This window comes from Paenibacillus sambharensis (genome assembly GCF_003233845.1).
Taxonomy (GTDB): domain Bacteria; phylum Bacillota; class Bacilli; order Paenibacillales; family Paenibacillaceae; genus Paenibacillus_I; species Paenibacillus_I sambharensis.
The window spans coordinates 60,820-85,684 of the sequence record NZ_QKRB01000006.1; the positions used below are offsets into that span (position 1 = coordinate 60,820).

Here is a 24,865-nt window from a genome sequence, read left to right on the forward strand (position 1 = left end):
CTGCAGCAGCAACCAGGGAAACGCTGTAATCTATAGTTTACCCACTTGTTGATGTTAGCTTATCTATACATAAGTCACTCGGAGACAGGGCGGGATTGCCGTAGAAATCCGTCGGAAAGGCAAGGTTGATTTCAGATTTGTCGAAGGCTAAAGTAAGAATGACAATCCCATACACGGAGGACACAGACATGAAGGACCGGATTATGGTCATCTTTACGGGCGGCACAATAGGCAGCCGGATGAGCGGTAATGTCATTGATGTGCATCAGGACACCCGATATGAATTATTGGAGCAGTACAGCCGGCTGGAAGACAGCAGGCCGTTTGAGATGGATACCCTGCAGCCGCTGCAGGTGCTGAGTGAGAATATGACGCCGGATAACTGGCTGGAGCTGCTGGCAGCTCTGGATCAGATGGACCGGTCGCCATACGCAGGAATTATTATTACACATGGGTCTGATACGGTCCCTTATACGGCGGCCATGCTCAGCTATACGGCCAGCCACTACGGGCTGCCGATCGTGCTGGTGGCGAGCAACCAGCCGCTGGGCCACCCCCGGAGCAACGGGCTGCGGAATTTCGCCGCGGCGGTAGACTTTATAGCGGATGCCGATATTCCGGGCGTTTACGTTTCATTTGAGAATGAGCGAGGCGACCATGCCATCTATTTGGGTACGCGAATAACAGAGGCGCTTCCGTTTAACGATCAATTTGACAGTCCGTATGGCGTGCCGTTCGGCAGGGTGGTTGACGGGATATTCGTCCCTGACCAGCATGAGGTTCACCCGGAGGTTGCTGAGCTGCGGGCAGTGAGAGAGCCGGCTGCGGACCTGCGGCGTGTCAGGTTCTCAACGAAGGTTATGTACATTCGACCCTTCCCGGGCTTGAATTATGCCTTGTATGATTTCCGTTCTGCACGGCCGGATGCCGTTCTGCATGGCGTCTATCATTCCGCTACGGCGAGCAGCTTCACTTCAGAGCGGTACAGCAGCTCGATAACCGGTTTTGCGGCATACTGCCGTGAGCATGGGGTACCGCTGTATGTGGCGCCAGCGAAGGGGCAGGGGTCTGCCTTGTACCGATCAGCGGATGAATTCATGAGAGCGGGCATCCTTGGTCTGCCGAAGATCGGGATGGAAGCAGCCCTGGTCAAGCTGATGCTGGCATACGGAACCTGTGATACAGAAGAAGAGCGTTCGGCGTTCCTCGGGCGGAATATCTTCTATGAGCATCACGAGGGTGGCAGCTGGTAGGGTTGTGAAGCAGAGGATGAGCGGGGAAGTCTGGGGGGGGGGCTGGTGCGGTTGGCTGATGGCGGATTGCAGGGCAGGCGGAATGTAGGCATCTTTGCGCATGTAGACGCCGGCAAGACGACTACGACGGAGCAGATGCTTTACTTGAGCGGCAGAATCAGATCGCTCGGAAGTGTGGACAAGGGGACCGCGAGAACAGATTTTATGGACGTGGAACGGGAGCGGGGAATTTCGGTCCGGGCAGCGGCAACCACTTACAGCTGGGAAGGCGTGGCGGTCAACCTGGTTGATACGCCAGGCCATATTGATTTTGTCTCTGAGGTTGAGCGGGTGCTGCGGGTGATGGATGGCGCTGTGCTGATCGTATCGGCTGTAGAGGGTGTGCAGTCACAGACCGAAGTGATCTGGCAGGCGCTGCGCAAGCTGGGCATCCCGACCATTATATACGTTAATAAAATGGACCGGGTTGGCGCCAGTGCCGGGCAGGTGCTGCTGGATATTCACAAGCACTTGTCGGTGCAGGCGGTACCGGTGCAGCTGCCGCTGGGTGAAGGTGAAGAATTCGCCGGACCGGCCTCGATTTGGCATCATGCCGGGAAGCAGCAGGCGGCTGCGGCCGGTCAGGCGGAGGCCTACCAGGCTGCACGTACGGCCATGATTGAGGCAGCTGCCGAATCGGATGAGAGGCTGCTGGACCGTTATATGGAGGAGGGCATCCCGGAGGCGGAAGGTCCGCTGTCCTGGTGGCAGAGTGAAGCAGCGGCTTTGGCCAGAAGCGGCAGCCTATTCCCTGTCCTCTATGGCGCATCGGGCAAGGGGCTGGGCGTGAGAGAGCTGATGGAAGCGGTGAACGGCTGCCTGCCTGCGCCAGCCGGCGACAACCAGGATCAGGTGTCAGGCATTGTATTCAAGATTGAACGGGACAAGACAATGGGTCGGATGGCGTATGTCCGTCTGTACGGAGGCTGTGTCCGCAACCGTGATACGGTCTACAACGCTACACAGAATATCGAGGAGAAGGTAACGCAGATCCGTAAAGTGGACGGGAACCGGACGGAGGATGCCGGTGAGCTTGCAGCAGGGGATATTGCGGCGGTATGCGGTATGCAGCATGTCCGAATCGGTGACATTATCGGCAGTCCGGAAGCGGTGCCGGATGAGGCGAGGCTGGCTGTGCCGCTGCTGACCGTTCAGGTGCATTGGGGATCGGAAGCCGATTACCCCCGTGTTGTTGCAGCGCTTCAGGAGCTGGCGGATGAAGATCCGCTGCTGGATCTGCAGTGGCTGCAGGAGGAACGGGAGCTGCACCTCAAAGTAATGGGACCGATCCAACTGGAAGTTCTGGCCCGGGTTCTGGACAGCCGCTACGGTTTGACCGTTACGTTCGGACAGCCTTCCGTTATTTATAAGGAAACACTCAAGGGTTCGGGTGAAGGCTTCGTCGCCTACACGATGCCTAAACCGTGCTGGGCTATTCTCCGTTTCCGGATGGAGCCGCTTCCACGCGGCAGCGGGCTGCAGTATGAAGCGAATGTGCGGGCCGAAGACCTGCTGCCCCAGTATCAGAACGAAGTGGCACGCCGGGTTCCGGAGGCGCTGCAGCAGGGACTGAAAGGCTGGGAAGTGGTGGACGTTAAGGTTACTTTGACGGAAGGCGAACACCATGTCTGGCATACGCATCCGCTTGACTTTGTGGTGGCTACCCCGATGGGCATCATGGACGGGCTGAACCGGATTGGCACGAAGCTTCTGGAGCCGATGCTGAGATTCCGTGTCACGGTGCCGGAAGAGTTTGGCGGCAAGGTGATGAACGATCTGGTACAGATGCGTGGAACGTTTGACACTCCCTCCCTTCATGGTGACAGGCTGACTATTGAAGGACGATTGCCGGCTGCAACCTCGCTGGAGTACCCGGTTAAGCTGGGCTCCATGACCAAGGGCCGCGGCACCATCGTGACCTTCTATGACGGCTACGAGGAAGCGCCGGATGAGGTGGCGGCTGAGCGGCCAAGGCGCGGGGTAAACCCGCTGGATACGTCCAAATACATTCTGTGGGTTCGCAATGCGCTGTAGATAAGGTGGTGCGTTGAGAACCAATGGACCATAGAAAAAGCCGTCCCGTTGGAGGTTGCGGCTTCGTCTTCTGGTCGGGTCTGCGGTTACCTGGGCTTGGGCTCAGCAGTGTCAGGCTCGATCGTGCTGGAAGCTTCCTGCCCGGCCATTGGTGCATCGGCATGCGGAGGCAGCTCGTCGCTCCGGCTCTGCAGCTCCTGCTCCAGCAGTCTGATCCGCCGCTGCAGGCGGTACTGACGGATAATGCCGAACAGGCCGACTGTCAGTCCGCCAAGAAGTGTGGAGATAAGAATGACAAGGATAAGCGGCAGGCTGGTCCGGGTAAACCAGAAATTCACTTCGACTGGTTCAATATTAATAACCGCGAAGATAGCCGTAATCAGGGCAAACAGCAGGGCGGCTATAATGGTCCACTGTACTCTCATAGGATTCATCCTCCTTCAACAGCTTGTGATGGTTATTACCCGAATTTCCGGTTAGCAATAATGTTCTCTGGGATGGAAAGCCGGTTTGCCATATCGAATGTGGGAATTGCTGTTAGTAGGTTGTGCGATTCGGCGATGATGAATGCATGCCAATGCTTCTGCGTGTGCAGATCTGATGCGGCCTGGGAGCTTCTCTGAAAACAAGTATGCGGTTCTTATATTCGCAGGAGAAATGGTGTATGATAGAGGGATAGCAATTCACCGTGGGAAAGGTTGGTCACTGTGGAAAACAAAACATCGTCCTCAAATTTTATCAAGCATATTGTCGCAGAAGACGTCAAGACAGGCAAGGTTAGCGAAGTTGTCACCCGGTTCCCGCCAGAGCCGAATGGTTATCTTCATATCGGTCATGCCAAATCGATCTGCCTGAACTTTGAACTGGCGGACGAATTCAAGGGAAAGACCAATCTCCGTTTCGATGATACCAATCCGGTGAAGGAAGATACGGAGTATGTGGAATCCATCCAGGAGGATGTGAAGTGGCTTGGCTTCGATTGGGACAGCCTGCGCTTCGCATCCGACTATTTCGAAGAGATGTATGAGCGGGCGGTTCTGCTGATTAAGAAGGACAAGGCTTATGTGTGTGACCTGACAGCCGAGCAGATCAGAGAATCACGGGGCACGCTGACGCAGCCGGGTCAGGAAAGTCCATACCGCAGCCGCAGTGTGGAAGAGAACTTGGACCTGTTCAGCCGGATGCGCGCCGGAGAGTTCAAGGATGGCGAGAAGGTGCTGCGGGCGAAGATTGATATGGCTTCCCCGAATATTAACCTGCGGGACCCGGTTCTCTACCGGATCGCTCATGCTCACCATCACCGTACTGGCGATGCCTGGTGCATCTATCCGATGTATGATTATGCTCATCCGCTGGGGGATGCGATTGAAGGTGTAACCCATTCCATCTGTACGCTGGAATTTGAGGATCACCGCCCGCTGTATGACTGGGTTGTTCGTGAATGCGAAATGGAGGCGACGCCTCATCAATACGAGTTTGCGCGCCTTAACCTGACGAACACGGTTATGAGCAAGCGCAAGCTTAAGATGCTTGTGGACGAACGGGTCGTTGACGGCTGGGATGATCCGCGGATGCCTACAATCTCCGGCCTGCGCCGGAAGGGCTTCACTGCGGAGGCCATCCGTGCATTCTGCCGTGAAATCGGGGTCGCAAGAGCCTACAGCACAGTCGATGAGCGCATGCTGGAGCATTTTATCCGTGAGGATCTCAAGCTGAAGGCGCCTCGTACGATGGCTGTGCTGCAGCCGCTGAAGGTTGTCATCACCAATTATCCGGAAGGACAGGTGGAGATGCTGGAGGCGGAGAACAATCCGGAGAATGAGGAGATGGGCAAGCGCCAGATCCCGTTCTCTCGTGAGATTTACATTGAACGGGATGACTTTATGGAGAATCCCCCAAGCAAGTATTTCCGCCTGTTCCCTGGCAATGAGGTCCGGCTCAAGCATGCCTACTTCATTACATGCCAGGAGGTCATCAAGGACAGCAGCGGCGAAGTGGTCGAACTTCGGTGCACCTACGATCCGGAGACGAAGAGCGGCACAGGCTTTACCGGACGCAAGGTGAAGGGAACGATCCACTGGGTGGAGGCTACCCAAGCGTTGGCGGCGGATTTCAGGCTGTACGAGCCGCTTATTACCGATGAAGCGGATGATAACGGCAAGCCGTTCCTCGAATGCATTAACCCTAATTCCCTGGAGGTTCAGCAGGGATTTGTTGAGCCTAACATGCAGGAAGCCAAGGCGCATGACAAGTTTCAATTTTTCCGTCACGGCTACTTTAGTGTGGATCCGAAGCACACCTCGGCTGAGAAGCTGGTGTTTAACCGGATCGTTTCGCTGAAGAGCTCGTTCGATGCCAAGGGTTAAGGGAATCAGCAAGCGCTGATCTATAGTGTCAAGTATTCAAGACCGGGCCGGGTATGGAGACATGCCTGCAGCCTGGTCTCTTTGTTATGCGTTAGCGGTTGTTGGGGGCGAGGGAAGCTACTATGGGAGGGTGTCTTGCCAAGGTGGTCAGCTGATAGATATAATGGGATAGCACACTATTCATTTTGAATAATTATTAGTTAAGTGATGTTTCGTTTTGTGTTATCACTAAGAATGCAAAGGAGATTGTATGAAACGTACAAAACTGCACGCATTAGCCGTGATCTGGATTTGCTGTATGCTGATCGGGGGCTCGGCATCCGTATCTGCTGCTCCTTCCCCCTCCCCTGTTCGTGTGACGACAACCGCTTTGAAGCTGGTGTTCGACGGCAAGACTCTCAAGCTTCCCGAAGGTCAGTATTTATTTATGGTTAAGGGTACTGCTTATGTTCCAGTCCGATTTGTTTCGTATGCCCTGATGAAGCGGGTGATATGGGATGCAAAGGATCGTTCTGTTCGGATTGAGGAGCCGGATCAGGCCGAGCGCAAGAGGCTGGAAAGCTATCTGAAGGCAGCTGCGGCCAAGGACAATCAAGCTGCGGCCGAGGGTGGTGTTGCCCTGTCAGTTGTTCCGGCGGAAGCCAAGTTTGCTTTCATGGGAGCTGAGAAGCATCCTGCTTCCGGGCTGAAGGTCTACAGCTATAAGGGAACGCTCTATGTTCCAGTCCGCTTCATGTCAGAGTCTGCGGGCGTGAAGATCATATGGGATGCTGCGGGCAAGCGTATAACAGGATATTCGGAGGCCTATCTGAGAGGACAAAATCCCGCTCTGCCTGCCAGTGGCGGAGCTGGCCCGGATGCTTCTTCGGATACAGGCACCTCCACAGAGGCTGTTCCGGGTGCAGGCAAGGGACAGGGGAGTAGCGGAGCATCCGGAGGAACGGCAGGTGGCGGTGCACCGGGCGGAGGAGCAGTGGACGCGGCCTATACAGCCATCGTAACCAAAGCAGAGAAGCGCCTCACCGAGCTGCAGAACGCCTGCCAGGCCGATATGACAGACTTGCTCAACAAGTACTTGAAGGCGGAAAGCGGGGCTGAGCGGAATAAGCTTCTCGGTCAAGGCGAGGAGCTGCTTGGCAAGTGTACGGAGGATTTTGAGACAATATTGTCGCAAACCAAGGCTGAGCTTGAGGCTGGCGGCTTCAGTACGGCGATACTGGAGGAGTACCGCAAGCATTTCGAAGAGATGATCAGTCTCGGCAAGGCTCTTGTGAAGACGCGTGTTGATTAACAACGGCAGGACAGCTTGCCATAGTCTGATTCGGACGATAGACTGAAAGCATACGAGGGTTTGGTCTGTGGGCGAATGTGTGAAATCAGACTGGCAGCCCGCATCTTAGAACAGGAATACGGGTGAAGTGATGAATGTGAACGGCATTATTCTCGCAGGCGGGCACAGCAGCCGCATGGGGCGGGACAAAGCGCTGCTGGAGCTGGCAGGCAGACCGGTTCTTGTGCGATTGATCGAGCGTGTCGGCCATTTGATTGGCAATGAGGGCTGTCTTGCAGTAGCATGCGGCAGTCTGGAGAGGGCAGAACGGTATAAGCGTGTCTTCCTGGAGGTTCAGCCTCCAGGCGTTCGTTCCGCGGAAGACATTCTGTGGGTACCTGACCGGTATGCGGGAGAAGGTCCCTTAGCGGGCCTGCATGCGGCACTCTGTGCTCTTCCGGAAGGATATGCCTTTACCGCTGCATGCGATATGCCGTTCTTGTCCGCATCCTTGTACGGCAGGCAGCTGGCAGCAGCAGCTGGCAGCGTTGCAGATGCTGTTCACGCACCCGGCCAGCCGCTTCATGCCTTGTACCATTCGCGAGTGTCTATCAAGCTGGCTGAACTCCTGGAGCGGGACGAACGGCGGTTTATGGCTGCCCTGCGACAGTTGCGGACGGAGATGGTGGAGCCCTGCGGCGAGCAGGAGCATAGAGCTTTCATGAATATGAACACGCCGGGTGACTATGAGCGGGTAATATCCGAGCTGATGTAACCCGGTCTGTACACGAGTGAAGCCGCACGGCTGCGATATGCAGCTGTGCGGCTTCTATGCTGATGTAATTCAATTGGTGTATACAGGCGGGGGTGTGGCTCAGGTACGGAATTTGGACATCAGCTGCAGCAGCTCCTGTACCATGTCCGCCAAGCCTTCGGAGGCCGAGGTGATCTCCTCCATCGTCGCCAGCTGCTCTTCAGAGGCGGCTGCAACCTGATTGGCTTGGTCGGCTGCGGAATCGCTGACATGACGCAGCTGCCCAAGTGCAGAGGAGACCTGCTCGCTGCCGGCCGATATTTGCTGGGAGGTGGCGGAGACATCCTCCATCTGCCTGCTGACATCCGAGATTTGCTCAAGGATAAGGGTGAACAAGCGGCCGCTCTCCTGAACGGATTCAGCACTGTCTGCAACCTCAATGCTGCCCTGTTCCATGGCATGCACGGCCTTTCGGGTGTCCTGCTGCACAGCTTCCAGCATACCGTTGATCTGCTCGGCAGAAGCCTTGGACTGCTCGGCCAGCTTGCGGATCTCAGCTGCCACTACCGCAAAGCCCCGGCCGTGTTCACCTGCACGTGCCGCTTCAATTGATGCATTGAGGGCAAGAAGATTAGTCTGGTTGCTGATCTGGGTAATCAGACCAGTGATGCGGCTGATTTCCTCTGAGCGGCTGTGCAGGGAACGGATCGTTTGGGTTGTCTCCTCAACCGACTGCAAGGCTGAAGACATCTTGCTGCCGGCTTCGAGCATCCGCAGGTTCCCCTGCTGTGTCCGCTCGGCAACCTCCTGAGATGCGCTGGCTGCAGCGGAAGCAGAAACAGCGATCCGGCTGACGCCTTCTGCAATCTCATGCATGGAGCGGGAGGACTCTCTCAGCTCATGGCGCTGTGTCTCGGCGCCGCTGGATACTTCCTGAATGGAAGTAGCGATGCTTTCCGCTGCTGAGCTGGTCTGCTCGGCACTCGCGGTCAGTTCCTCAGAGGTCGCGCCTACAGACAAGGAATGCTGGGATACTGTCTGCACCATCGTTCTGAGATTGTCGCTCATACGGTTGAGATTAAGTGCCATTGTGCCGAATTCATCCTTGGATTTAACCGGCAGCGTTACCGTTAAATCACCGTCTGCCATAAGGGTTGCAAGATGATTAACCTGGCGCACCTGTTTAACGATATACCGGATAATCAGGGTTGTAACACCGCCTAACAATAGCAAAGATACGGCGGCAATAATCATGGAGAAGGTAAGATCTTCATAGAAGCTCTCAAGAATTGTTGCTTTCGGAATTACCGTCATGTAAAACCATGTTGCCTCGCTGCCGGGTACCCTAACCGGTTCGAACAACCGGAGCACATCGCCGCCAGCTCTATGCTGGTACATCTTGCTCTCGCCACTCTGAAGTCGTTCCCAGGTGTCGGGGTTACGCTCAATAAAGGAGGTACCGGCACGTTCGGGCTCTAGCCCGTGGGCAATATACTGTCCGTTGCCGGCAATAAGAACGGTATAACCTCCCATTGGTTTTTGTTCCTCAATTTGCTGCTGAAGGGTATCCAGCAGTATGTCGCCGCCCACGATTCCGAGAAAATCCCCATTAGCGCTAATAATCGGAAGAATCAGCGAAGTCATCGTTGCTTCCTGTCCGCCCACCATATAAGGAGTCGGATCCATCCAGTATAGCTGCTTCGTCCGCTTAGGTTCGAGATAGTAGTCGCCTATACCAGGCGTTGTGTAACTGGGCAGCGGTTCACTGGAAATCGTACCGTCTCCAGTACGGTAAACATATGGAATGAATCTTCCTGTAGCGTCGTCATAAGCGGCCTTACTGCGGTTATCGGCATCTTGACCATCGAATGCATCGGGCTCCCACAGCGTGTAAAGTGCGAGCAGCTGCGGATGTTCACTCAGCATAGAGCCGAGCTGCCTGACGATATCCTCACGCTGTGCCGTGCCGTTCTGGCTTGCATCCAGCACTTGGCTGCGTATGGCTTCGAGACGGGCGTGAAGGGTTGCCAGCTGCATCTGCAGTGGTCTTGCGGCGTCCGCTGATGCGTCCTCGGCTACAGCCTCACCGTACGCTAGGTTGCTGTCATAGGTATTCATCAGGTTATAGCCGATAATAGCTCCCAAGGATAACAGAATAATGAGACCGAAGCTAACTGCAAGTTTATATCCGAGCTTCAAATTTTTATATAATTGCATCAATCTCGCCCTCTCCCGCATGTTTTTTCTACCTTATTTATCGACCTTTTTCGACAGCAATTAACCCTCTTCCGCAGAAGAGGGTTAATTGCTTAATAATGTGCAAAATGAAGGTGGGTGAATCAGTGTAGTATGAGATAAATGCTGGAAGAATGCACGCTGTTAAGCAAAAAAAACACGGGCACGGGCGGCGCTCCCGGGAAGCAGGGGAGTGGTCGATTCTGCTTCCCGTTTGCCGCGCGCAGCCGTGCCCGCTGTAAGATGAGCTCCATGATAACCGGAGTCAATAGATTGACTGTTACTCCATGGGATGAGTTTGGCTAGCCCGGCCAGTGCCGCCATGGTTTGCTGGAGCTTCGGAATGCGGGTCTGTGTGACTCACTTGCGGAAGTCTAGGCTGATGGTTCGGGTTGTACGTACCCCATATATCGAACACATCAAGCATGTCGAAAGCATCTGTTGAGTCAAACATTACGATCATCCCTTCCTGTCTAGAGTACGGGCTGTTAATTACCAAGCGGGCAAAAGACGGCTAGGAAGCTGCCGACGGCTGCTCCAAAGCCTTGCCGCCGTGGCCGACGAATGTCTTCTTCCACTGGCCTTGGACAATGAACATCAGGACCATGCATCCGAGGGCAATGCCGCTCAGAATCAGGAAGCCTGGTGTATACGACCCGGTCGACTGATACAGGTTGCCGAGAATCTTCGGCAGGAAATAACCGCCAAGCCCGCCGGCTGCCCCGACAATGCCGGTTACAATGCCGATCTCATTCTGGAAGCGCTGCGGCACGAGCTGGAATACCGAGCCGTTGCCTGCGCCCAGACACATCATGCCAATGAAGAGTAGAACGGTTACCACCGATAGAGGCGGGATGGAAGATACGGATGCGAGCATAATGCCTGCTCCGGCATAGAGGAGCATAAGCATGCGTATGCCGCCGATTTTATCAGCCAGCCATCCGCCAACGGGACGGAAGAAGCTGCCTGCGATAACACAGATGGTGGTGAAGTCAGCGGCTTTCACTGCGGACAAGCCGTACTGGGTATTGAAGAATATGGTTAAGTAGTTGGACATGCCGACAAATCCGCCGAAGGTGACGCTGTACAGAATGCAGAAGAGCCAGGTGTCACGGTACTTAAGAATGGCAGCATAATCGCCGAGCTTCTTGGGTGCGGGCTGGTTCGGGCTATCCTTGGCGAAGATGCTAAAGACGATAAAGACGATCGCAATCGGAATGAGGGCAAAGGCGAACACAATTTCCCAGCTGCCAAAATGCTGCGCGATCCGGTTAGCGAACAAGGTTGTCAGCACGGTGCCGCTGTTGCCTGCGCCAGCGATGCCCATTGCCAGGCCTTGATACTGCGGCGGATACCAGCGGCTCGCCAGCGGAAGTGCGGCCGCGAATGATGCACCTGCCATACCGAGCAGCAAACCTACATAATAGAGCTCAGTAAGGGAGTTTACGAACTGCCATGCCCAGATCAGCGGCACCATCGTAATAATCATGCCGATCTGCCCGGTCCGCTTCGGTCCGATATAGTCGGTCAGGAAGCCGAGCACCAGGCGCAGAACAGAACCGCCCAATATCGGAAGGGCAACCAGATTCGCCTTTTGTGCGGCATCCATCGGGTAATCGTTCATAATGACGATGACGAGCGGTCCCATCAGAACCCAAATCATAAAGCTGACGTCGAAATACAGGAATGCGCTGAATAGTGAGGGCTTATGCCCGCTCTGCCAAAATCCCTTATTCTCCATAGTAATACTCCTCTCCCGAATCCATGTTCTTTGTTTGTTCTGTCTGAAGCCTTCAGATGCTTGCTGGTTGATTATCCATCTGTCTGTAACTTGCAGGTTATCCCCGGGGACTTCATCATGCTGATGTAAACATCAAAAGGCCGCACTTCATCCATGAAGATGAAAGGCGGCCGCATTGCCAACCGGATGCACGTCATTGTGCGTTCCGGGTATTATTTGTCACAGCATTGTGAACTTAGTTGGATTATATGCGAGTCAGATTGTGAATGTCAACTATTCTAACATAAAAAAAGTTTGATGAGTTAATAGTGGAATCAACCATGGATAAGCTGATACACCTTTACTATGGAAGCGGCGATGTCACCGACCCGCTTGCGCTCATTCATAGCCTGCTTGCGCAGGAAGTCATAGGCTTCGGCTTCGGATATGCCCTTAATTTCACAGAGCACGGCCTTCGCCTGATCGATCCACTTGCGCTCTTCGAGCCGCTGCAGCAGCTGCTCCCTTTCTTCAAACCAGCGTTTGCGCTGATGGTGGGAACGGATCGCCCATTTCAGGGCGAAGAGCATCTCGGATGGCGTCATGGTGGGGAATAGAAGACCGTCCAGTGAATAGCCCCAGTCCATCTCACCTGGATATTGGTCTTCCTGGCACAGCCATAGGATCGGCAGGCGCTTCATGCCGCTAATTGTTGACTGCCAGTCTGTCATCTTCTCAAGGGGGGTCAAGAGGACTGCGGCATCGGACACGCTGATGAGCGGAAGAATTTCCTCATCAGACCGGCACCGGTATAAGGTGCGGCAGCTTTGTTTAAGATTGTCCAAGGATTCAATGGAGGGACTGTCTTCTACAAGCAGAACCGTCTTCAGCATGATTTTCACCTCATTCCACCTTAGCATTATGTGTACACGTGTTATAAAATATAACATAGAAGTAAAGGTGTGTCGATGTTAAGATAGTTCAAAATACATGTTAGATATATTGACATACATCATGGTATACCTTATACTGAGTACATCAGTGAATGTTCTGGCACAACGGCGTGCCGCGTTCCTCGGCGACGAAGCCTGCTCCTTGAATCAAGGGGTGGGCTTTTCATGTTTACATCCAACTATTTGCCAGAAGGCAAAGCGATGCAATGACCTGGTTGTCTGCAGGCTGAACAGCACCGGAGCTGGTGCAGCATATCAGGGATTTGCGCCACAGGAGGAGAGGCTATTATGAAGAAGAAGCTGGTTATGATCGGCAATGGTATGGCAGGGGTCTCATTCGTGGAGCAGCTGCTGAAGCTGAACCCGAACCGTTATGATATTACGATAATCGGTGCGGAGCCGCACCCCAACTACAATAGAATCATGCTGTCTTCCGTGCTGGCGGGGGACGCGAACATGCAAGATATTGTACTGAACGACTGGAATTGGTACAGCAGTAATCATATCGAGCTTCATGCCGGACAGACGGTAACCCGTATTGATACAGCAGCACGCTTGGTTACAACGAATCAGGGGCTCGAGGTCGCTTATGACGAGCTGGTACTCGCAACAGGCTCTCTCCCGTTCATGCTCCCGCTGCCGGGTGCGGATAAGGAAGGTGTTATTGCTTTCCGGGATATTAAGGACTGCGAGACGATGATCGAGACAGCCAAATCCTACAAGAAGGCAGTTGTCATCGGCGGCGGCTTGCTCGGTCTGGAGGCGGCGCGCGGCCTTCTGAATTTGAACATGGAAGTAAGTGTCGTGCACATTCACAATTATCTGATGGAGCGTCAGCTGGACTTGACGGCAGCCCGGATGCTGCAGGCCGAGCTTGAATCTCAGGGGATGAAGTTCCTGCTGGAAAAGCATTCAGATTCGATCATAGGCCGCAAGCGTGTGGCAGGCCTGAAATTCAAGGACGGGACGCATGTCGAGGCTGATCTGATTGTTATGGCGGTTGGAATCAGGCCGAATGTCCAGCTGGCCAAGGACAGCGGCATTGAAGTGAACCGCGGTATTGTCGTTGATGACCAGATGCGCACCAGCATACCGAATGTATATGCAGTCGGGGAGTGTGCGGAGCACCGGGGTATTGCTTACGGCTTGGTTGCACCGCTGTATGAGCAGGGGGCAGTTCTCGCGAAGAGTCTGGCTGGTGTGGAGAACGAGGGCTACCAAGGCTCCGTTGTTTCCACGAAGCTTAAAGTATCCGGTGTTAATGTATTCTCGGCAGGCATCTTCACGGATGAGCCGGGAACGAAGGCGCTGCGAGTCCAGGATGAATTGGACGGGATCTATAAGAAGGTTGTGTTCCGTGACGGCAAGGTGGTAGGCAGCGTACTGTTCGGTGATACGGCTGATGGTTCAAGGCTGTTCTCGCTGATCCGCAGCGGTGAGGATTTCAGCGGACGGGAGAAGGAAGTGCTGTTCGGTGCGGGCGGCGGCTCGAGCTCAGCGAGCAATGAAGACCTGGTTGCGGCCATGAGCGGAGATGAAATTGTCTGCGGCTGCAACGGCGTCACGAAGGATACGATCGTGGAGTCCATCACCGAGAACGGCTGCGTCAGCTTGAACGAGATCAAGGCATGCACCAAGGCCTCAGCGTCATGCGGCGGCTGTAAACCGCTGGTGGAAGCGATTCTGACGGCGACTCTCGGTGCGGATAATGTGCAGACGGTCAAGGAAGGCATCTGCGGCTGTACCCGTCATACCCGTGACGAGGTTGTAGAAGCCATCAAGCGGATGCGCCTGACTACCTCCAAGGAAGTTATGCATGTGATGGAATGGGATAACCCGGAAGGGTGCTCCAAATGCCGTCCGGCCCTCAACTATTATCTCGGCATGGTATGGCCGGAAGAGCATGATGACGAGCTGGAATCGCGGTTTGTTAACGAGCGGAATCATGCCAATATTCAGAAGGACGGCACGTTCTCGGTTGTGCCCCGGATTTACGGGGGCGTGACGACGCCGGATGATCTGCAGAAAATCGCCAGTGTAGCGCAGAAGTATCAGGTGCCGCTGGTTAAAATAACGGGCGGTCAGCGAATTGACCTGCTCGGTGTCAAGAAAGAGGATCTGCCGCAGATGTGGAAGGAGCTGGATATGCCATCCGGCTATGCGTACGGCAAGGCACTCCGCACCGTCAAGACCTGTGTAGGCTCCACCTTCTGCCGCTTTGGTACCCAGGATTCGATCAAGATGGGCATCGAGATGGAGAAGCGGTTCGAGCGGCTGAATACGCCGGCCAAAGTGAAGCTCGCGGTATCGGGCTGCCCGCGGAACTGCGCGGAATCGACGATCAAGGACCTGGGCGTCGTGGCGATCGACGGCGGCAGCGAAATCTATGTCGGCGGCAATGGTGGTACTAGGGTCCGGGCGGCAGAGCTGCTGGTCAAGGTGAAGACGGACGAAGAGGTGCTGGAGTGGACGGCAGCTTACCTTCAGTATTACCGGGAGACAGCTAACTTCGGAGAGCGTACCAGTGAATGGGTTCAACGTGTTGGTCTGGATACCGTCAAGAAGGCGCTGGAGAAGAAGGAAGACCGCGAAGCGCTTGTCAGCCGGATTGACAAGACCCTTGGCCTCATGAAGGATCCGTGGAAGCAGATTATCGAGAACGATGAGCTCCGCTCGGCGTTCGATGCTCTGACAGCTGCGCCAGAGAGAGGTGCCGCGGCGGCTGGGGAGCCAGTGGACGGCAAAGTGATTTTATCGGATAAGGACCGCTAAGAAGCGGCGTTGGAATACAGCATCAGACCGGCAGCATGCCTGCCGACAATCGAGGGGAGAGAGCGACCATGAAAAAATTCAATATTGGCCACATCTCGGAGTTTCCGGAGCGCAGGGGCCGCGTATTCCGGATGGGTGAACTGGAGCTGGCGCTGTTCAAGCTGTCGGATGGCACGGTGAAAGCAGTGGAGAACCGCTGTCCGCACAAGAACGGCAAGCTGTCCGAAGGCATGGTATGCGACCACCACGTCTACTGCCCGCTCCACGATTGGAAGATCGACCTGCAGGACGGTATGGTTCAGGCGCCGGACGACGGCTGTGTGTCCACCTATCCGGTAACTGTCGATGAGAACGGTCATGTCATTCTTGACTTGAATGGGGTACAATCATTGGTATCGTGATGCGGGTATGCCATCGGAGCGGCCCGTAAAACACCACCACCCATACAAGGAGGCGGCGTGAATGGCGCGCTTGGAAGGCATAACGGTGGCCGTAACCGGCCCGCGCAAGGCTGAGGACATGAGCCGTATGATTGAGAAGTTTGGGGGACGGGCGGTAATCCGTCCTGCCCAGGGTACGGTATTCGTGGATGATTCGCGAATTGAGGAACAGCTGAAGGATCTGATTGCCGACCCTGCTGACTGGCTCGTACTGACAACTGGCGTAGGTACAGAGGCATTATTCAATAAAGCTTCACAGTTAGGGCTTGAAGAGGGTTTCATGGCGGCTCTGCGTGAGATGAAGCTGGCCGCAAGGGGATATAAAACGGTTAATGTGCTGCGCAAGCTGGGCCTAACCCCGGCGGTTCGCGATAATGACGGAACAACAGCCGGACTGCTGGAGGAAATGGCTCCCTATGAGCTTCAGGGCAAGCGGGTTGCGCTGCAGCTCTACGGCGATCCGGCACCGCGTGTAACGGGAGCACTGGCTGCCAGAGGGGCGGTCTGCGAGGAGCTGCTCCCCTATCAGCATATTCCGCCGGAGGATTCGGTCGTTGGCCAGCTCATTGACGAGATTGTAAGCGGACAGGTGCAGGCTGTGGCTTTTACCAGTACGGTCCAAGTCCGCTATGTGATGCAATCAGCGGCACAGCTGGGGAAGCTTGACGCCGTGCTGGCCGCATTTGATGATGACGTGCTGGCTGTTGCAGTCGGTAAGGTTACCGCCGAGGGGCTCTACGAGGAAGGCGTGAAGCGGGTGCTGTTTCCGGAGGAAGAGCGGATGGGCAGTATGATTGTGGCCATGTCCAGACATTTTGGCGGCCGTTCAGATGAACTGGATGCGGATGGCGAGCTTGCGGCCGGAGAATGTGCGGCTGACCAGCCCGCCGACCGTACGAAGAAGCCGGGGGAGCAGTAAGAGAATAATAAGCTTCCGTCGCGGCTTGTCTGTAGTATAGAAGGGTGACTGGTCTTGGAGGAGGCGTGCTTATGAGTGAGAGAGGTTTCGTATATTTGACTGGAGCAGGCCCGGGAGACCCGAAGCTGATAACGGTCAAAGGTCTGGAGTCGATCCGGGAAGCGGAAGTGCTGATCTATGACCGGCTGGTATCGCCGGAGCTGCTGCAGGAGGTTTCGCCGCACTGCGAGATGATCTATGTCGGCAAAGCATCGGGTCACCATACCATGAAGCAGGAGGATATCAATGACCTCATCATTCGGCATGCGCTTCGGGGCAAGGTTGTTACCCGGCTAAAGGGGGGCGACCCGTTCGTATACGGACGGGGCGGCGAAGAGGCGCTCTGTCTGGCAGAGCGGGGAATACCGTTCGAGGTTGTACCGGGGATCTCTTCCTGCATCGCGGCACCCGCTTATGCCGGCATTCCGGTCACGCACCGTAAGCTTGCCGCCTCCTTCGCGGTCATAACCGGGCATGAATGCACAGGCAAGACAGGCGCCTGCGTGGATTGGAGCTGGGCGGCTGGGGCTGAGACGCTCGTGATCCTGATGGGTCTGCAGCAGCTGCCTGCCATTACGCAGAAGCTGATGAACAGAGGCAAGGCGCCGGATACGCCAATTGCTCTTATCCAGAGCGGTTCATGGGAAGAGCAGCGCGTCGTGACAGGCACAGTCTCTACGATTGTCGAGCTGCAGGAGCAGGCACAGCTGAAGAGCCCGGTAACCATTGTAGTTGGCCCGGTCGTTGCTATGCGGGATCAGCTCATTCGGCAAGAAGTCGAGTCCCTGCTAACGTATACGGGTTAGATTTAGATAAAGAAATAAAGCAAGAGAAAAAACAGGTACCCATGCGCTGAACACTTTTTTGGAGTGTCAGTGTATGGGTGCCTGTTTTATACTAAGTTATTAACAGATTGGAACGACGCATACGCTATTCCATCCATCTCGAAAAGTCCGTTAGGGAAGTATCTGCTGGTTAATATTTCACTCGCTTTAGCAGTCAGTTCCTTATAAAGACGCTCTGGAATAAAAATAATAACAGCTTGGATAGCGTCTAAATACTCTAATAGAGGGTCCAAGTACTTTTCCCCGCGATTTATAATCTTGAGGTCTTTAATCAAGTGACTTGGGCACTTGCATCCGCGGCTTTGATTTTATCCATCAGATCTTCTTTTGATCGATAGATATGGCTAATAAACATGGACGCTACCTCGCTGTCCTCTAAGATATGGGCTGTTATGATCAGTTGTACCTTTGTTGAGTGTATTGTTATTTCTAAGATTCTATTATAGTCTAAAAATTGTAAATTGGATTGAAAATCCTAAGAACCTATACAGAAAGCAGGAACCCCCTTGATCATCTTTGTAGACGGAAACCAACTTTCGCTCGGTATCCCCCTCATTAAAGAAGGTAGGAAAATGTTCCTTCCTCTAGATCCCGTTATTAAGGCAATGGGATGGACGTACAACCATGAAGAGGGCGGTTCGATCTCGCTCTCCTTCAGTTCACCTGGACGAAAGACAACTACTTATTTGCATGATGAATGGGGTGATGGACTTCGTCTCATTGACGATCATATCTATATCGCTGCAAGACTATTAGAAATGAGGACATTTGCGGAAATTGAATATACCTCAAAGACGGACAAAGTGATAATTACAACTTCTCAAACGCCAGGTGTCGTTACCGATCCCGAGGTTATTGCTCAGATCAAAAGTCGCCTGGAACAGAGGCAGCAGCCAGAGCCGGAAGAGAGTGCTATTGAAGCCGCCGATTTGAGTCCAGAGGAAAGCGAAAATATTAATTATGGGAAATATTCTCCTCCCGTTATCTTTGATGCCCTCTATTCCTTAGATGATCAGCTCCAAAAGGAGGGACTGTCTTTGTGGGACGAGCTTGGTTTTTATGGAGGCTACTACCATAGCGAGTATGAGAATACCCCTTGGGACGTTATTGTATTCGGCTGGACGGGCGGAGATGGCATCCACTTTGGGTTCCTGACCGATTTCGGAACAGTGGCCGATCTTAACGAAGCTCCAATTGTTATGGTTTCGCCAATGGGTGGAGATGAGGCTGGAGAGGTCGTCGCCAACAATATCAGGGAGTTTCTAAGTATTATCGCGATAGATGATTCACTTATATACTATTCGTTTGATAACGAGGAAGCTTATCTAGTCCAACAACAGCAAGATGAGCAAAGCGAGTGGGCGCCAACTGAAGAAGAGAAGGCGCGCCGCCGTCAAATTATGGATAGGATGGTTGAAGCTCTAAACCTTCCACTGATTGAGCAGCCGTACGCCTATTTAGGTCGTGTCAAAGCTGAACGGGCTAATAGAATTGTCGTGGCCACTCATGATGGACTTGGCGTAACCACCGTGCATCCTGAAGATAATGGCCGCCAACACGAACCCCTCCTGGTAGATGATGATCTGGAAGCAGAGGAACTGCGGGAATACCTGGCACGCGCGACATATGCCGGTAAGCTGGCATTGATCCGTGATTTTAATGCCAAAGGCTTTAATAGTGAAGATCTTGAGGGAATTATGGTCGAGGAAATGGTGAAATTCGGGTTTTATGATGAACTTGCCCGCAAAAACGCTTCGGCCTGGTGAAAATGGTTTCGGATTATAGCTACCTTTTGCGAAAAGGTAAACATAAAAGGGAGCGGCCTGATAAAAAGTCGGGTCGCTTTATAATAATTTGCTTTCAAAATCAGACTGATGCATTCGGATGTTGTTAAAGCCTGCTTGCAGCACAGGACTATTTCTTATATAATTCACCTAACTAACGTTAGTTAGTATTCGTTAGAAAGCTAAAAGGAGGTATACGATGTCGGCAGGCCAGATCAAGGCAGTAGCGCGTGAGATGTTTGCGGAATCAGGCTACGACGGGGTGAAGCTGGCTGAGATCGCCAAGGCGGTCGGCATTAAGACACCGTCCATCTATGCGCATTTTGAATCGAAGGAGCAGCTGTTTCTTAGCTTGTTTGCGGAGGCGGCTGAGAGTGAGCGGCAGCGAATCACCGATTATGTGGAGCAGTCAAGCTCACGGCCGGGCCCGCTTGAGAGCAGGCTCAAGGCTATCTATGACTACTATACGGACTCGGAAGAGTCAGGGGGCGCGCAGGCTTTCCTGAAGAAAACAATGCTGATGCCGCCGAAGCTGCTGAAGCCGAAGCTGCAGCATGATTTTATGCAGTTCGAGAAGGCTGTTAATGAGATGCTTGGGCAAATGCTTCAGCGGGCAATGGAGACCGGGGAGATTCGTGAGCAGGCGGTTCAGCCGCTTATTAATGTCTTCTACGCTTTTGTTGACGGGCTGCTCGTGGAAAGCCAGCTGTATAGCAGAGAAATATACCGGGAAAGACAACAGATGATCTGGCATTATTATTGGCAGAGCGTGAAAGGATGAGGTTGTAATGGCATGGCTGCTACTGGTTCTGGCGGGCATACTTGAGGTGGTCTGGGCATTCGGGCTGAAGCAGTCGGAGGGGTTTACAAGGCCGCTGCCAAGTTTGATTACGATAGCGCTGCTTGTGCTCAGCTTCTATATGTTTGCCAAAGTGATGCGTCAGATTGAGATTGACACAGCGTATGCGGTGTTTACGGGGATTGGTACAGCAGGTACCGTTCTCATTGGTATTTTGTTTCTTGGCGAGCCTGCGGGATTTTGGCGGCTGTTCTTTGTGCTGCTGCTTCTGGGGGGCATCGTGGGACTGAAGATGATTTCGGGAGATGCAGCGAATGCGGTGAAGGCGGGCGAAGATCAGGCAGGAGACGAGGCCTCAGAAACCGGTCTAAACATGAAGCGCGGCAACTCTCCGCAGACAGGGGAGGGGTGATGAAGCGTGGCTTGGATTTATTTATTAATATCGGGGCTTGGTGAAGTGAGCGGGGTAACCTTCCTGAAGCTGTCAGATGGGTTCCGCAAGTGGAAGCCGGCAATCGGGGCGGTACTGTCCGGGTTTGTCAGCTTCTATTTCCTCTCCAGGGCGCTGCAGGATATTCCGATCAGCACGGCTTATGGAATATGGACCGGTATAGGGTCGGCAGGCAGTGTCATTCTGGGTATGCTGGTATTCAAGGAGTCGAAGGCGGCGCTTAAGCTGCTGTTTATTGCGATGATTATAGCGGGTGTTGCCGGGCTGCGCATTGTCGGGGGCGTACACGGCTAGTTTTAAGTAATTAACGATATGGAGGAGGGTTTTCGATGATCCCAGCTTTGTTCCTGTCGCATGGTTCCCCGCTGCTTGCCATAGAAGACTCTGAGTATACAGATTTTCTTGCCCGATTGGGAAAAAGCATGCGGCCAAAGGCAGTTGTTGTGTTTACCGCACACTGGGAAGAGCCAGTTACGACGATCTCGCGAATGGATGGCGTCTATGATACGATCTACGATTTCGGCGGCTTTCCTCCGGAAATGTATACCATCAAGTATCCTGCCAAGGGCTCTATAGCGATTGCAGATGGGCTGGCCGCACGCCTCGGTCAGCACGGCATACAGACGCAGATGGATGTTAAGCGGGGGCTTGATCATGGATCGTGGACCCTGCTTAGAAGGCTGTATCCGGAAGCAGATGTTCCGGTCGTGCAGATGTCCGTCCATCCGTTCCTGCCGCCTGCCGAGCAGTTCCGGATCGGGGAAGCGCTCAGAGGGCTGGGGGAAGAAGGTATCCTGGTCCTCGGCAGCGGAGCCACGGTCCATAATCTGCGGCAGCTGCGCTGGGATAGGAAGGAGCCGGAGGAATGGGCAGTAGAGTTCGATGACTGGCTTATCGACAAAATCGGCAGCGGCTCAAATGAGGAGCTGTTCCGCTACAGGGAGCTTGCGCCGCATGCCGAACGGGCCGTTCCCCGTGAGGAGCATTTCGTCCCGCTGCTGCTGGCGTTTGGCAGCAAGGCGGAGCAGTCGAAGGGCAGCGTTATCTATCGCGGTTATGATTACGGCTCTCTCAGTTATCTCTGCCTTTCCTTCTGAATTGAATAATGTCTACGCTCGATTGAGACAGGTGCGGCATGGTTAATAGGAGATAAAACGAGGAGGAGCGGCGCATGATCGAGATTGGGCTGGCCGGCTGGGGAGATCATGATTCCTTATATACCGAACCCGGCTCGGCCAAGAATAAGCTGACGGCTTACAGCAGGTGGTTCAGCTGTGTGGAAGTCGACAGCACATTCTATGCGATTCAGCCGCTCCGCAACATGGAGAAGTGGACGGCTGAAACGCCGCCGGCGTTCCGGTTCATCGTGAAGGCGTACCAGGGAATGACGGGACACACGAGAGGACCCGCGCCACAGGGACAGGCTGTGGAGGATATGTTTGCGGCCTTCAGGGCTTCGATTGCTCCGATGATAGAGGCGGGCAAGCTGCGTGCTGTCTTGTTTCAATATCCTCCTTGGTTTGACTGCACGAAAGCGAATGTGCAGGAGTTGAGAGAGACCAGGGCGAGGATGGAAGGGATTCCGTGCGCTTTGGAATTTCGGCATCAGAGCTGGTTTGAGGGCGGCATGGCAGAGCGGACGCTTGACTTCATGCGTTCTGAAGGCTGGTATCATACAGTCTGTGACGAGCCTCAAGCAGGCAAAGGCTCCGTGCCCATTGTGGAGGCCGCTGCGGCAGAAGAGATGACTTTGGTCCGCTTCCATGGACGAAACGTGGAAGGGTGGCATAGTTCGGGTCAGCCGAATTGGCGAGAGGTACGCTACTTATACGATTATAATGAGACAGAGCTGGCGGATTGGTCGGAACGGCTGAAACGGCTGGAGACCATGACGGATACCGTCAGTGTGATCTTCAATAACAATTCCGGGGGCCATGCGTCAGCCAATGCTCTGGAGATGATGATGCTGCTGGGGCAGACACCGCCGCGGGGGAGCTTTGAGGTCAGGCGTCAGCCGGAGCAGCTGGAACTTTTTGCACAGGCGGATGAAATCATAGAATAAAGCTACTATACTGTATAGTGAAACCATCACATCTAAAGGAGATATGCATAATATGGTTGAAAGTAAACGAATTACCGGTTTGTCGAACCGCGTGGAGTTAAATAATGGCGTACATATGCCTTGGCTCGGGCTAGGCGTGTTTCAGAGCAAGGAAGGGCAGGAAGTGGTCGATGCGGTAACAACTGCCGTGAAGCAGGGATACCGGCTGATCGATACAGCAGCGGTATACGGTAACGAGGAGGGCGTTGGCCGCGCCATCAGAGAATGCGGCACCGACCGTTCCGAGCTGTTCGTTACCACAAAGGTGTGGAACTCGAACCAGGGGTACGACTCAACGCTGCGTGCGTTTGAGGAGAGCCGGAGCAAGCTTGGTCTTGAAGTTATCGATTTGTACCTGGTTCACTGGCCGGTCGCCGGCAAATACAAGGAGACTTATCGGGCGCTTGAGAAGCTTTATAAAGACGGTGCCGTTCGCGCCATTGGAGTCAGCAACTTCCAGGTCCATCATCTGAAGGATCTGCTTGCGGACTGCGAGATTAAGCCGGCGGTTAATCAGGTGGAATATCATCCGCTGCTGACACAGCGCGAGGTCAAAGCCTATTGCGACGAACATAATATCCAGCTTCAGGCCTGGAGTCCGCTTATGCAGGGCAACCTGGATGTGACGCTTCTAAATGAGATTGGCGGAAAATATGGAAAATCCCCTGCACAGATTGTGCTGCGCTGGGATCTGCAGACAGGGGTCACCACAATTCCGAAGTCGGTTAAAGCCGAGCGGATTGCCTCGAATGCGGATATCTTTGATTTTGAGCTGACTGCCGACGAAGTAAGACAGATCGGTGAACTGAACCGCGACCACCGGTTTGGCCCGGATCCGGACAACTTTAACTTCTAGAAGCGCTGCCTATAACGAGCAGTCACACCGCGGGAGAGCCGAATGGAATGGCTGTCAGCAACGCAAACTACAATCGGGAGACTGCTGTTTACGGCATCCATTGACAACTTCAACTGTAACTGATACCATTACAGTATAAAGCGGGGTGCCGTGATGAACAGCGAATTCACAATAGCCGTCCATAGCCTGGTCTTGCTGGCTCATCTGCCGGAGCGGATGGCTTCAAGCGAAACAATCGCAGAGAATGTACAGACTAACGCAGCCAGGGTCCGCAAAGTGATGGGCGTTCTCCGTAAAGGCGGATTCGTCGAGACAAGAGAGGGAACACGCGGCGGGTACAGGTTGACCATCGATCCAGCGGTCGTTACGCTGGCTGATATTTACCGTACTATGGCGCAAGGCTCGGTAATGCCGAGCTGGTGCTCAGGTGATCCGGGTATGGATTGTGTCGTCGGTTCCAATATGCGGTCCGTCATGAACGGCATTTTCTGCGCTGCCGAGCGGCAGCTGGAGAAGTACTTCGAAGATATCACGATATCTTCCGTTCTGGGGCAGATCCAGGAATGTGTGCCTGAAGCGGCTGACTAGGTATGACGGGATTCCCCTAAACATACACGAAATTCCAAGGAGAGGATGATTATCATGGCAGTAGCTTTGACGAAAGAGAATTTTGCGAAGAGCATTGAAAGCGGCGTAGCGCTGGTAGATTTCTGGGCACCATGGTGCGGACCTTGCAAGATGCAGCTTCCGATTGTTGAGGAGCTTGCAGCTGAGATGGAGGGTCAGGCAACCATCGCCAAGATCAATGTGGATGAAGAGCCTGAACTGGCTTCCCAATTCGGTGTAATGAGTATCCCTACCCTGATTCTGTTCAAGGATGGACAGCCGGTTGACAAGATGGTCGGCCTTCAGAGCAAGGAATCACTCAAGACGAAAATTCAAAACCAATAAGCTTGCGTTGGCCTGATTGTCCGGTATAACGCTCAAGATCCTGCCTGTAACAGCTCCTTCTGGGTTAGCTGGAACGGGCAGGATTTTTTTGTGGATATTGTTAATTTATATATTAATTTCATTTGCATAACATTACGAAAAAATACATAGTCAAACCGCCTTTTTCCCATTGACTTGAACGGCTAATACTGCGTAATATTAAATTGTTAATATCCGTAATAATAAGTTAATGATATTGCGAATATTTAACAGGTTGCCCAAGTGTCTGTCCAATGGTTACGTTG

General features: G+C 53.7%; 23 protein-coding genes. 18 read left to right on the forward strand and 5 right to left on the reverse strand.

Annotated elements, in window-relative coordinates:
- The first annotated feature begins 188 nt into the window (after positions 1-188).
- Together DNH61_RS00305 and DNH61_RS00310 are read left to right on the forward strand one after the other, a co-directional pair.
- Positions 189-1,253, forward strand: coding sequence for an asparaginase (locus DNH61_RS00305; protein WP_181438518.1), 1,065 nt, complete (start codon positions 189-191; stop codon positions 1,251-1,253).
- Positions 1,254-1,298: 45 nt separating this feature from the next.
- Complete coding sequence (locus DNH61_RS00310; RefSeq protein ID WP_245947808.1) at positions 1,299-3,326, forward strand: GTP-binding protein; 2,028 nt, start codon at positions 1,299-1,301, stop codon at positions 3,324-3,326.
- Between the two features lie 86 nt (positions 3,327-3,412).
- On the opposite strand, the gene DNH61_RS00315 is transcribed toward DNH61_RS00310, so the two are convergent.
- Positions 3,413-3,751, reverse strand: coding sequence for a LapA family protein (locus tag DNH61_RS00315; RefSeq protein ID WP_111144707.1), 339 nt, complete (start codon positions 3,749-3,751; stop codon positions 3,413-3,415).
- A 282-nt stretch (positions 3,752-4,033) separates the two neighbouring features.
- Between DNH61_RS00315 and DNH61_RS00320 the strand changes: the two genes are divergently transcribed.
- The 3 genes from DNH61_RS00320 to mobA all read left to right on the forward strand — a co-directional run bounded on the left by DNH61_RS00320 (position 4,034) and on the right by mobA (position 7,737).
- Complete coding sequence (locus tag DNH61_RS00320; protein WP_111144708.1) at positions 4,034-5,692, forward strand: glutamine--tRNA ligase/YqeY domain fusion protein; 1,659 nt, start codon at positions 4,034-4,036, stop codon at positions 5,690-5,692.
- 250 nt (positions 5,693-5,942) lie between these two features.
- On the forward strand, positions 5,943-6,983 hold the full coding sequence (locus DNH61_RS00325) for a stalk domain-containing protein (protein WP_111144709.1): 1,041 nt from the start codon (positions 5,943-5,945) through the stop codon (positions 6,981-6,983).
- 130 nt (positions 6,984-7,113) lie between these two features.
- Positions 7,114-7,737: a molybdenum cofactor guanylyltransferase gene (mobA, locus tag DNH61_RS00330; RefSeq protein WP_111144710.1), complete on the forward strand. Its 624-nt coding sequence runs from the start codon at positions 7,114-7,116 to the stop codon at positions 7,735-7,737.
- Between the two features lie 99 nt (positions 7,738-7,836).
- Here the strand turns inward: mobA and DNH61_RS00335 are convergent, their stop codons facing one another.
- The 4 genes from DNH61_RS00335 to DNH61_RS00345 all read right to left on the reverse strand — a co-directional run bounded on the left by DNH61_RS00335 (position 7,837) and on the right by DNH61_RS00345 (position 12,564).
- Positions 7,837-9,933 carry a methyl-accepting chemotaxis protein gene (locus DNH61_RS00335; RefSeq protein WP_181438519.1) on the reverse strand — a complete coding sequence of 699 codons (2,097 nt, stop codon included), beginning with the start codon at positions 9,931-9,933 and terminating at the stop codon, positions 7,837-7,839.
- 298 nt (positions 9,934-10,231) lie between these two features.
- Positions 10,232-10,405: a hypothetical protein gene (locus DNH61_RS26165; protein ID WP_181438520.1), complete on the reverse strand. Its 174-nt coding sequence runs from the start codon at positions 10,403-10,405 to the stop codon at positions 10,232-10,234.
- Positions 10,406-10,465: 60 nt separating this feature from the next.
- Positions 10,466-11,692 (reverse strand): nitrate/nitrite transporter, encoded by a 1,227-nt coding sequence (locus DNH61_RS00340; RefSeq protein ID WP_111144712.1) that lies wholly within the window; start codon positions 11,690-11,692, stop codon positions 10,466-10,468.
- A 314-nt stretch (positions 11,693-12,006) separates the two neighbouring features.
- Entirely contained in the window at positions 12,007-12,564 is a 558-nt protein-coding gene (locus DNH61_RS00345) for an ANTAR domain-containing response regulator (protein ID WP_111144713.1), read from the reverse strand.
- 348 nt (positions 12,565-12,912) lie between these two features.
- On the opposite strand from DNH61_RS00345, the gene nirB reads away from it, so the two are divergent.
- The 13 genes from nirB to trxA all read left to right on the forward strand — a co-directional run bounded on the left by nirB (position 12,913) and on the right by trxA (position 24,581).
- Positions 12,913-15,396, forward strand: a complete 2,484-nt coding sequence (gene nirB / locus DNH61_RS00350; RefSeq protein ID WP_111144714.1) for a nitrite reductase large subunit NirB — start codon at positions 12,913-12,915, stop codon at positions 15,394-15,396.
- A 68-nt stretch (positions 15,397-15,464) separates the two neighbouring features.
- The gene (gene nirD, locus DNH61_RS00355; RefSeq protein ID WP_111144715.1) at positions 15,465-15,797 is read left to right on the forward strand and encodes a nitrite reductase small subunit NirD; all 333 of its coding nucleotides are present in this window, start codon (positions 15,465-15,467) and stop codon (positions 15,795-15,797) included.
- 61 nt (positions 15,798-15,858) lie between these two features.
- Entirely contained in the window at positions 15,859-16,755 is an 897-nt protein-coding gene (locus tag DNH61_RS00360) for a uroporphyrinogen-III synthase (protein ID WP_111144716.1), read from the forward strand.
- Positions 16,756-16,826: 71 nt separating this feature from the next.
- Complete coding sequence (cobA, locus tag DNH61_RS00365; protein WP_111144717.1) at positions 16,827-17,600, forward strand: uroporphyrinogen-III C-methyltransferase; 774 nt, start codon at positions 16,827-16,829, stop codon at positions 17,598-17,600.
- Between the two features lie 545 nt (positions 17,601-18,145).
- Complete coding sequence (locus DNH61_RS00375; protein ID WP_111144719.1) at positions 18,146-19,405, forward strand: hypothetical protein; 1,260 nt, start codon at positions 18,146-18,148, stop codon at positions 19,403-19,405.
- A 217-nt stretch (positions 19,406-19,622) separates the two neighbouring features.
- Positions 19,623-20,204 (forward strand): TetR/AcrR family transcriptional regulator, encoded by a 582-nt coding sequence (locus DNH61_RS00380; RefSeq protein WP_111144720.1) that lies wholly within the window; start codon positions 19,623-19,625, stop codon positions 20,202-20,204.
- Between the two features lie 7 nt (positions 20,205-20,211).
- Positions 20,212-20,634 (forward strand): DMT family transporter, encoded by a 423-nt coding sequence (locus tag DNH61_RS00385; protein ID WP_111144721.1) that lies wholly within the window; start codon positions 20,212-20,214, stop codon positions 20,632-20,634.
- Between the two features lie 6 nt (positions 20,635-20,640).
- Positions 20,641-20,967: a DMT family transporter gene (locus DNH61_RS00390; RefSeq protein WP_111144722.1), complete on the forward strand. Its 327-nt coding sequence runs from the start codon at positions 20,641-20,643 to the stop codon at positions 20,965-20,967.
- 35 nt (positions 20,968-21,002) lie between these two features.
- A complete protein-coding gene (locus DNH61_RS00395; RefSeq protein ID WP_111144723.1) occupies positions 21,003-21,770 on the forward strand; it encodes a DODA-type extradiol aromatic ring-opening family dioxygenase in 768 nt (255 codons plus the stop codon).
- A 74-nt stretch (positions 21,771-21,844) separates the two neighbouring features.
- Positions 21,845-22,735: a DUF72 domain-containing protein gene (locus tag DNH61_RS00400; RefSeq protein ID WP_111144724.1), complete on the forward strand. Its 891-nt coding sequence runs from the start codon at positions 21,845-21,847 to the stop codon at positions 22,733-22,735.
- 52 nt (positions 22,736-22,787) lie between these two features.
- Positions 22,788-23,630, forward strand: coding sequence for an aldo/keto reductase (locus tag DNH61_RS00405; RefSeq protein ID WP_181438521.1), 843 nt, complete (start codon positions 22,788-22,790; stop codon positions 23,628-23,630).
- 153 nt (positions 23,631-23,783) lie between these two features.
- On the forward strand, positions 23,784-24,218 hold the full coding sequence (locus tag DNH61_RS00410) for an RrF2 family transcriptional regulator (RefSeq protein ID WP_111144725.1): 435 nt from the start codon (positions 23,784-23,786) through the stop codon (positions 24,216-24,218).
- Between the two features lie 54 nt (positions 24,219-24,272).
- Complete coding sequence (trxA, locus tag DNH61_RS00415) at positions 24,273-24,581, forward strand: thioredoxin (protein WP_111144726.1); 309 nt, start codon at positions 24,273-24,275, stop codon at positions 24,579-24,581.
- Positions 24,582-24,865 lie beyond the last annotated feature (284 nt).

Excerpts from the sequence above, each read along its gene's own strand:
- DNH61_RS00305 (WP_181438518.1), top strand. The coding sequence starts at position 189 with ATGAAGGACCGGATTATGGTCATCTTTACGGGCGGCACAATAGGCAGC.
- DNH61_RS00315 (WP_111144707.1), bottom strand. The coding sequence starts at position 3,751 with ATGAGAGTACAGTGGACCATTATAGCCGCCCTGCTGTTTGCCCTGATT.
- DNH61_RS00325 (WP_111144709.1), top strand. The coding sequence starts at position 5,943 with ATGAAACGTACAAAACTGCACGCATTAGCCGTGATCTGGATTTGCTGT.
- mobA (WP_111144710.1), top strand. The coding sequence starts at position 7,114 with ATGAATGTGAACGGCATTATTCTCGCAGGCGGGCACAGCAGCCGCATG.
- DNH61_RS00335 (WP_181438519.1), bottom strand. The coding sequence starts at position 9,933 with ATGCAATTATATAAAAATTTGAAGCTCGGATATAAACTTGCAGTTAGC.
- DNH61_RS26165 (WP_181438520.1), bottom strand. The coding sequence starts at position 10,405 with ATGTTTGACTCAACAGATGCTTTCGACATGCTTGATGTGTTCGATATA.
- DNH61_RS00340 (WP_111144712.1), bottom strand. The coding sequence starts at position 11,692 with ATGGAGAATAAGGGATTTTGGCAGAGCGGGCATAAGCCCTCACTATTC.
- DNH61_RS00345 (WP_111144713.1), bottom strand. The coding sequence starts at position 12,564 with ATGCTGAAGACGGTTCTGCTTGTAGAAGACAGTCCCTCCATTGAATCC.
- nirB (WP_111144714.1), top strand. The coding sequence starts at position 12,913 with ATGAAGAAGAAGCTGGTTATGATCGGCAATGGTATGGCAGGGGTCTCA.
- nirD (WP_111144715.1), top strand. The coding sequence starts at position 15,465 with ATGAAAAAATTCAATATTGGCCACATCTCGGAGTTTCCGGAGCGCAGG.
- DNH61_RS00360 (WP_111144716.1), top strand. The coding sequence starts at position 15,859 with ATGGCGCGCTTGGAAGGCATAACGGTGGCCGTAACCGGCCCGCGCAAG.
- cobA (WP_111144717.1), top strand. The coding sequence starts at position 16,827 with ATGAGTGAGAGAGGTTTCGTATATTTGACTGGAGCAGGCCCGGGAGAC.
- DNH61_RS00380 (WP_111144720.1), top strand. The coding sequence starts at position 19,623 with ATGTCGGCAGGCCAGATCAAGGCAGTAGCGCGTGAGATGTTTGCGGAA.
- DNH61_RS00385 (WP_111144721.1), top strand. The coding sequence starts at position 20,212 with ATGGCATGGCTGCTACTGGTTCTGGCGGGCATACTTGAGGTGGTCTGG.
- DNH61_RS00395 (WP_111144723.1), top strand. The coding sequence starts at position 21,003 with ATGATCCCAGCTTTGTTCCTGTCGCATGGTTCCCCGCTGCTTGCCATA.
- DNH61_RS00400 (WP_111144724.1), top strand. The coding sequence starts at position 21,845 with ATGATCGAGATTGGGCTGGCCGGCTGGGGAGATCATGATTCCTTATAT.
- DNH61_RS00405 (WP_181438521.1), top strand. The coding sequence starts at position 22,788 with ATGGTTGAAAGTAAACGAATTACCGGTTTGTCGAACCGCGTGGAGTTA.
- DNH61_RS00410 (WP_111144725.1), top strand. The coding sequence starts at position 23,784 with ATGAACAGCGAATTCACAATAGCCGTCCATAGCCTGGTCTTGCTGGCT.
- trxA (WP_111144726.1), top strand. The coding sequence starts at position 24,273 with ATGGCAGTAGCTTTGACGAAAGAGAATTTTGCGAAGAGCATTGAAAGC.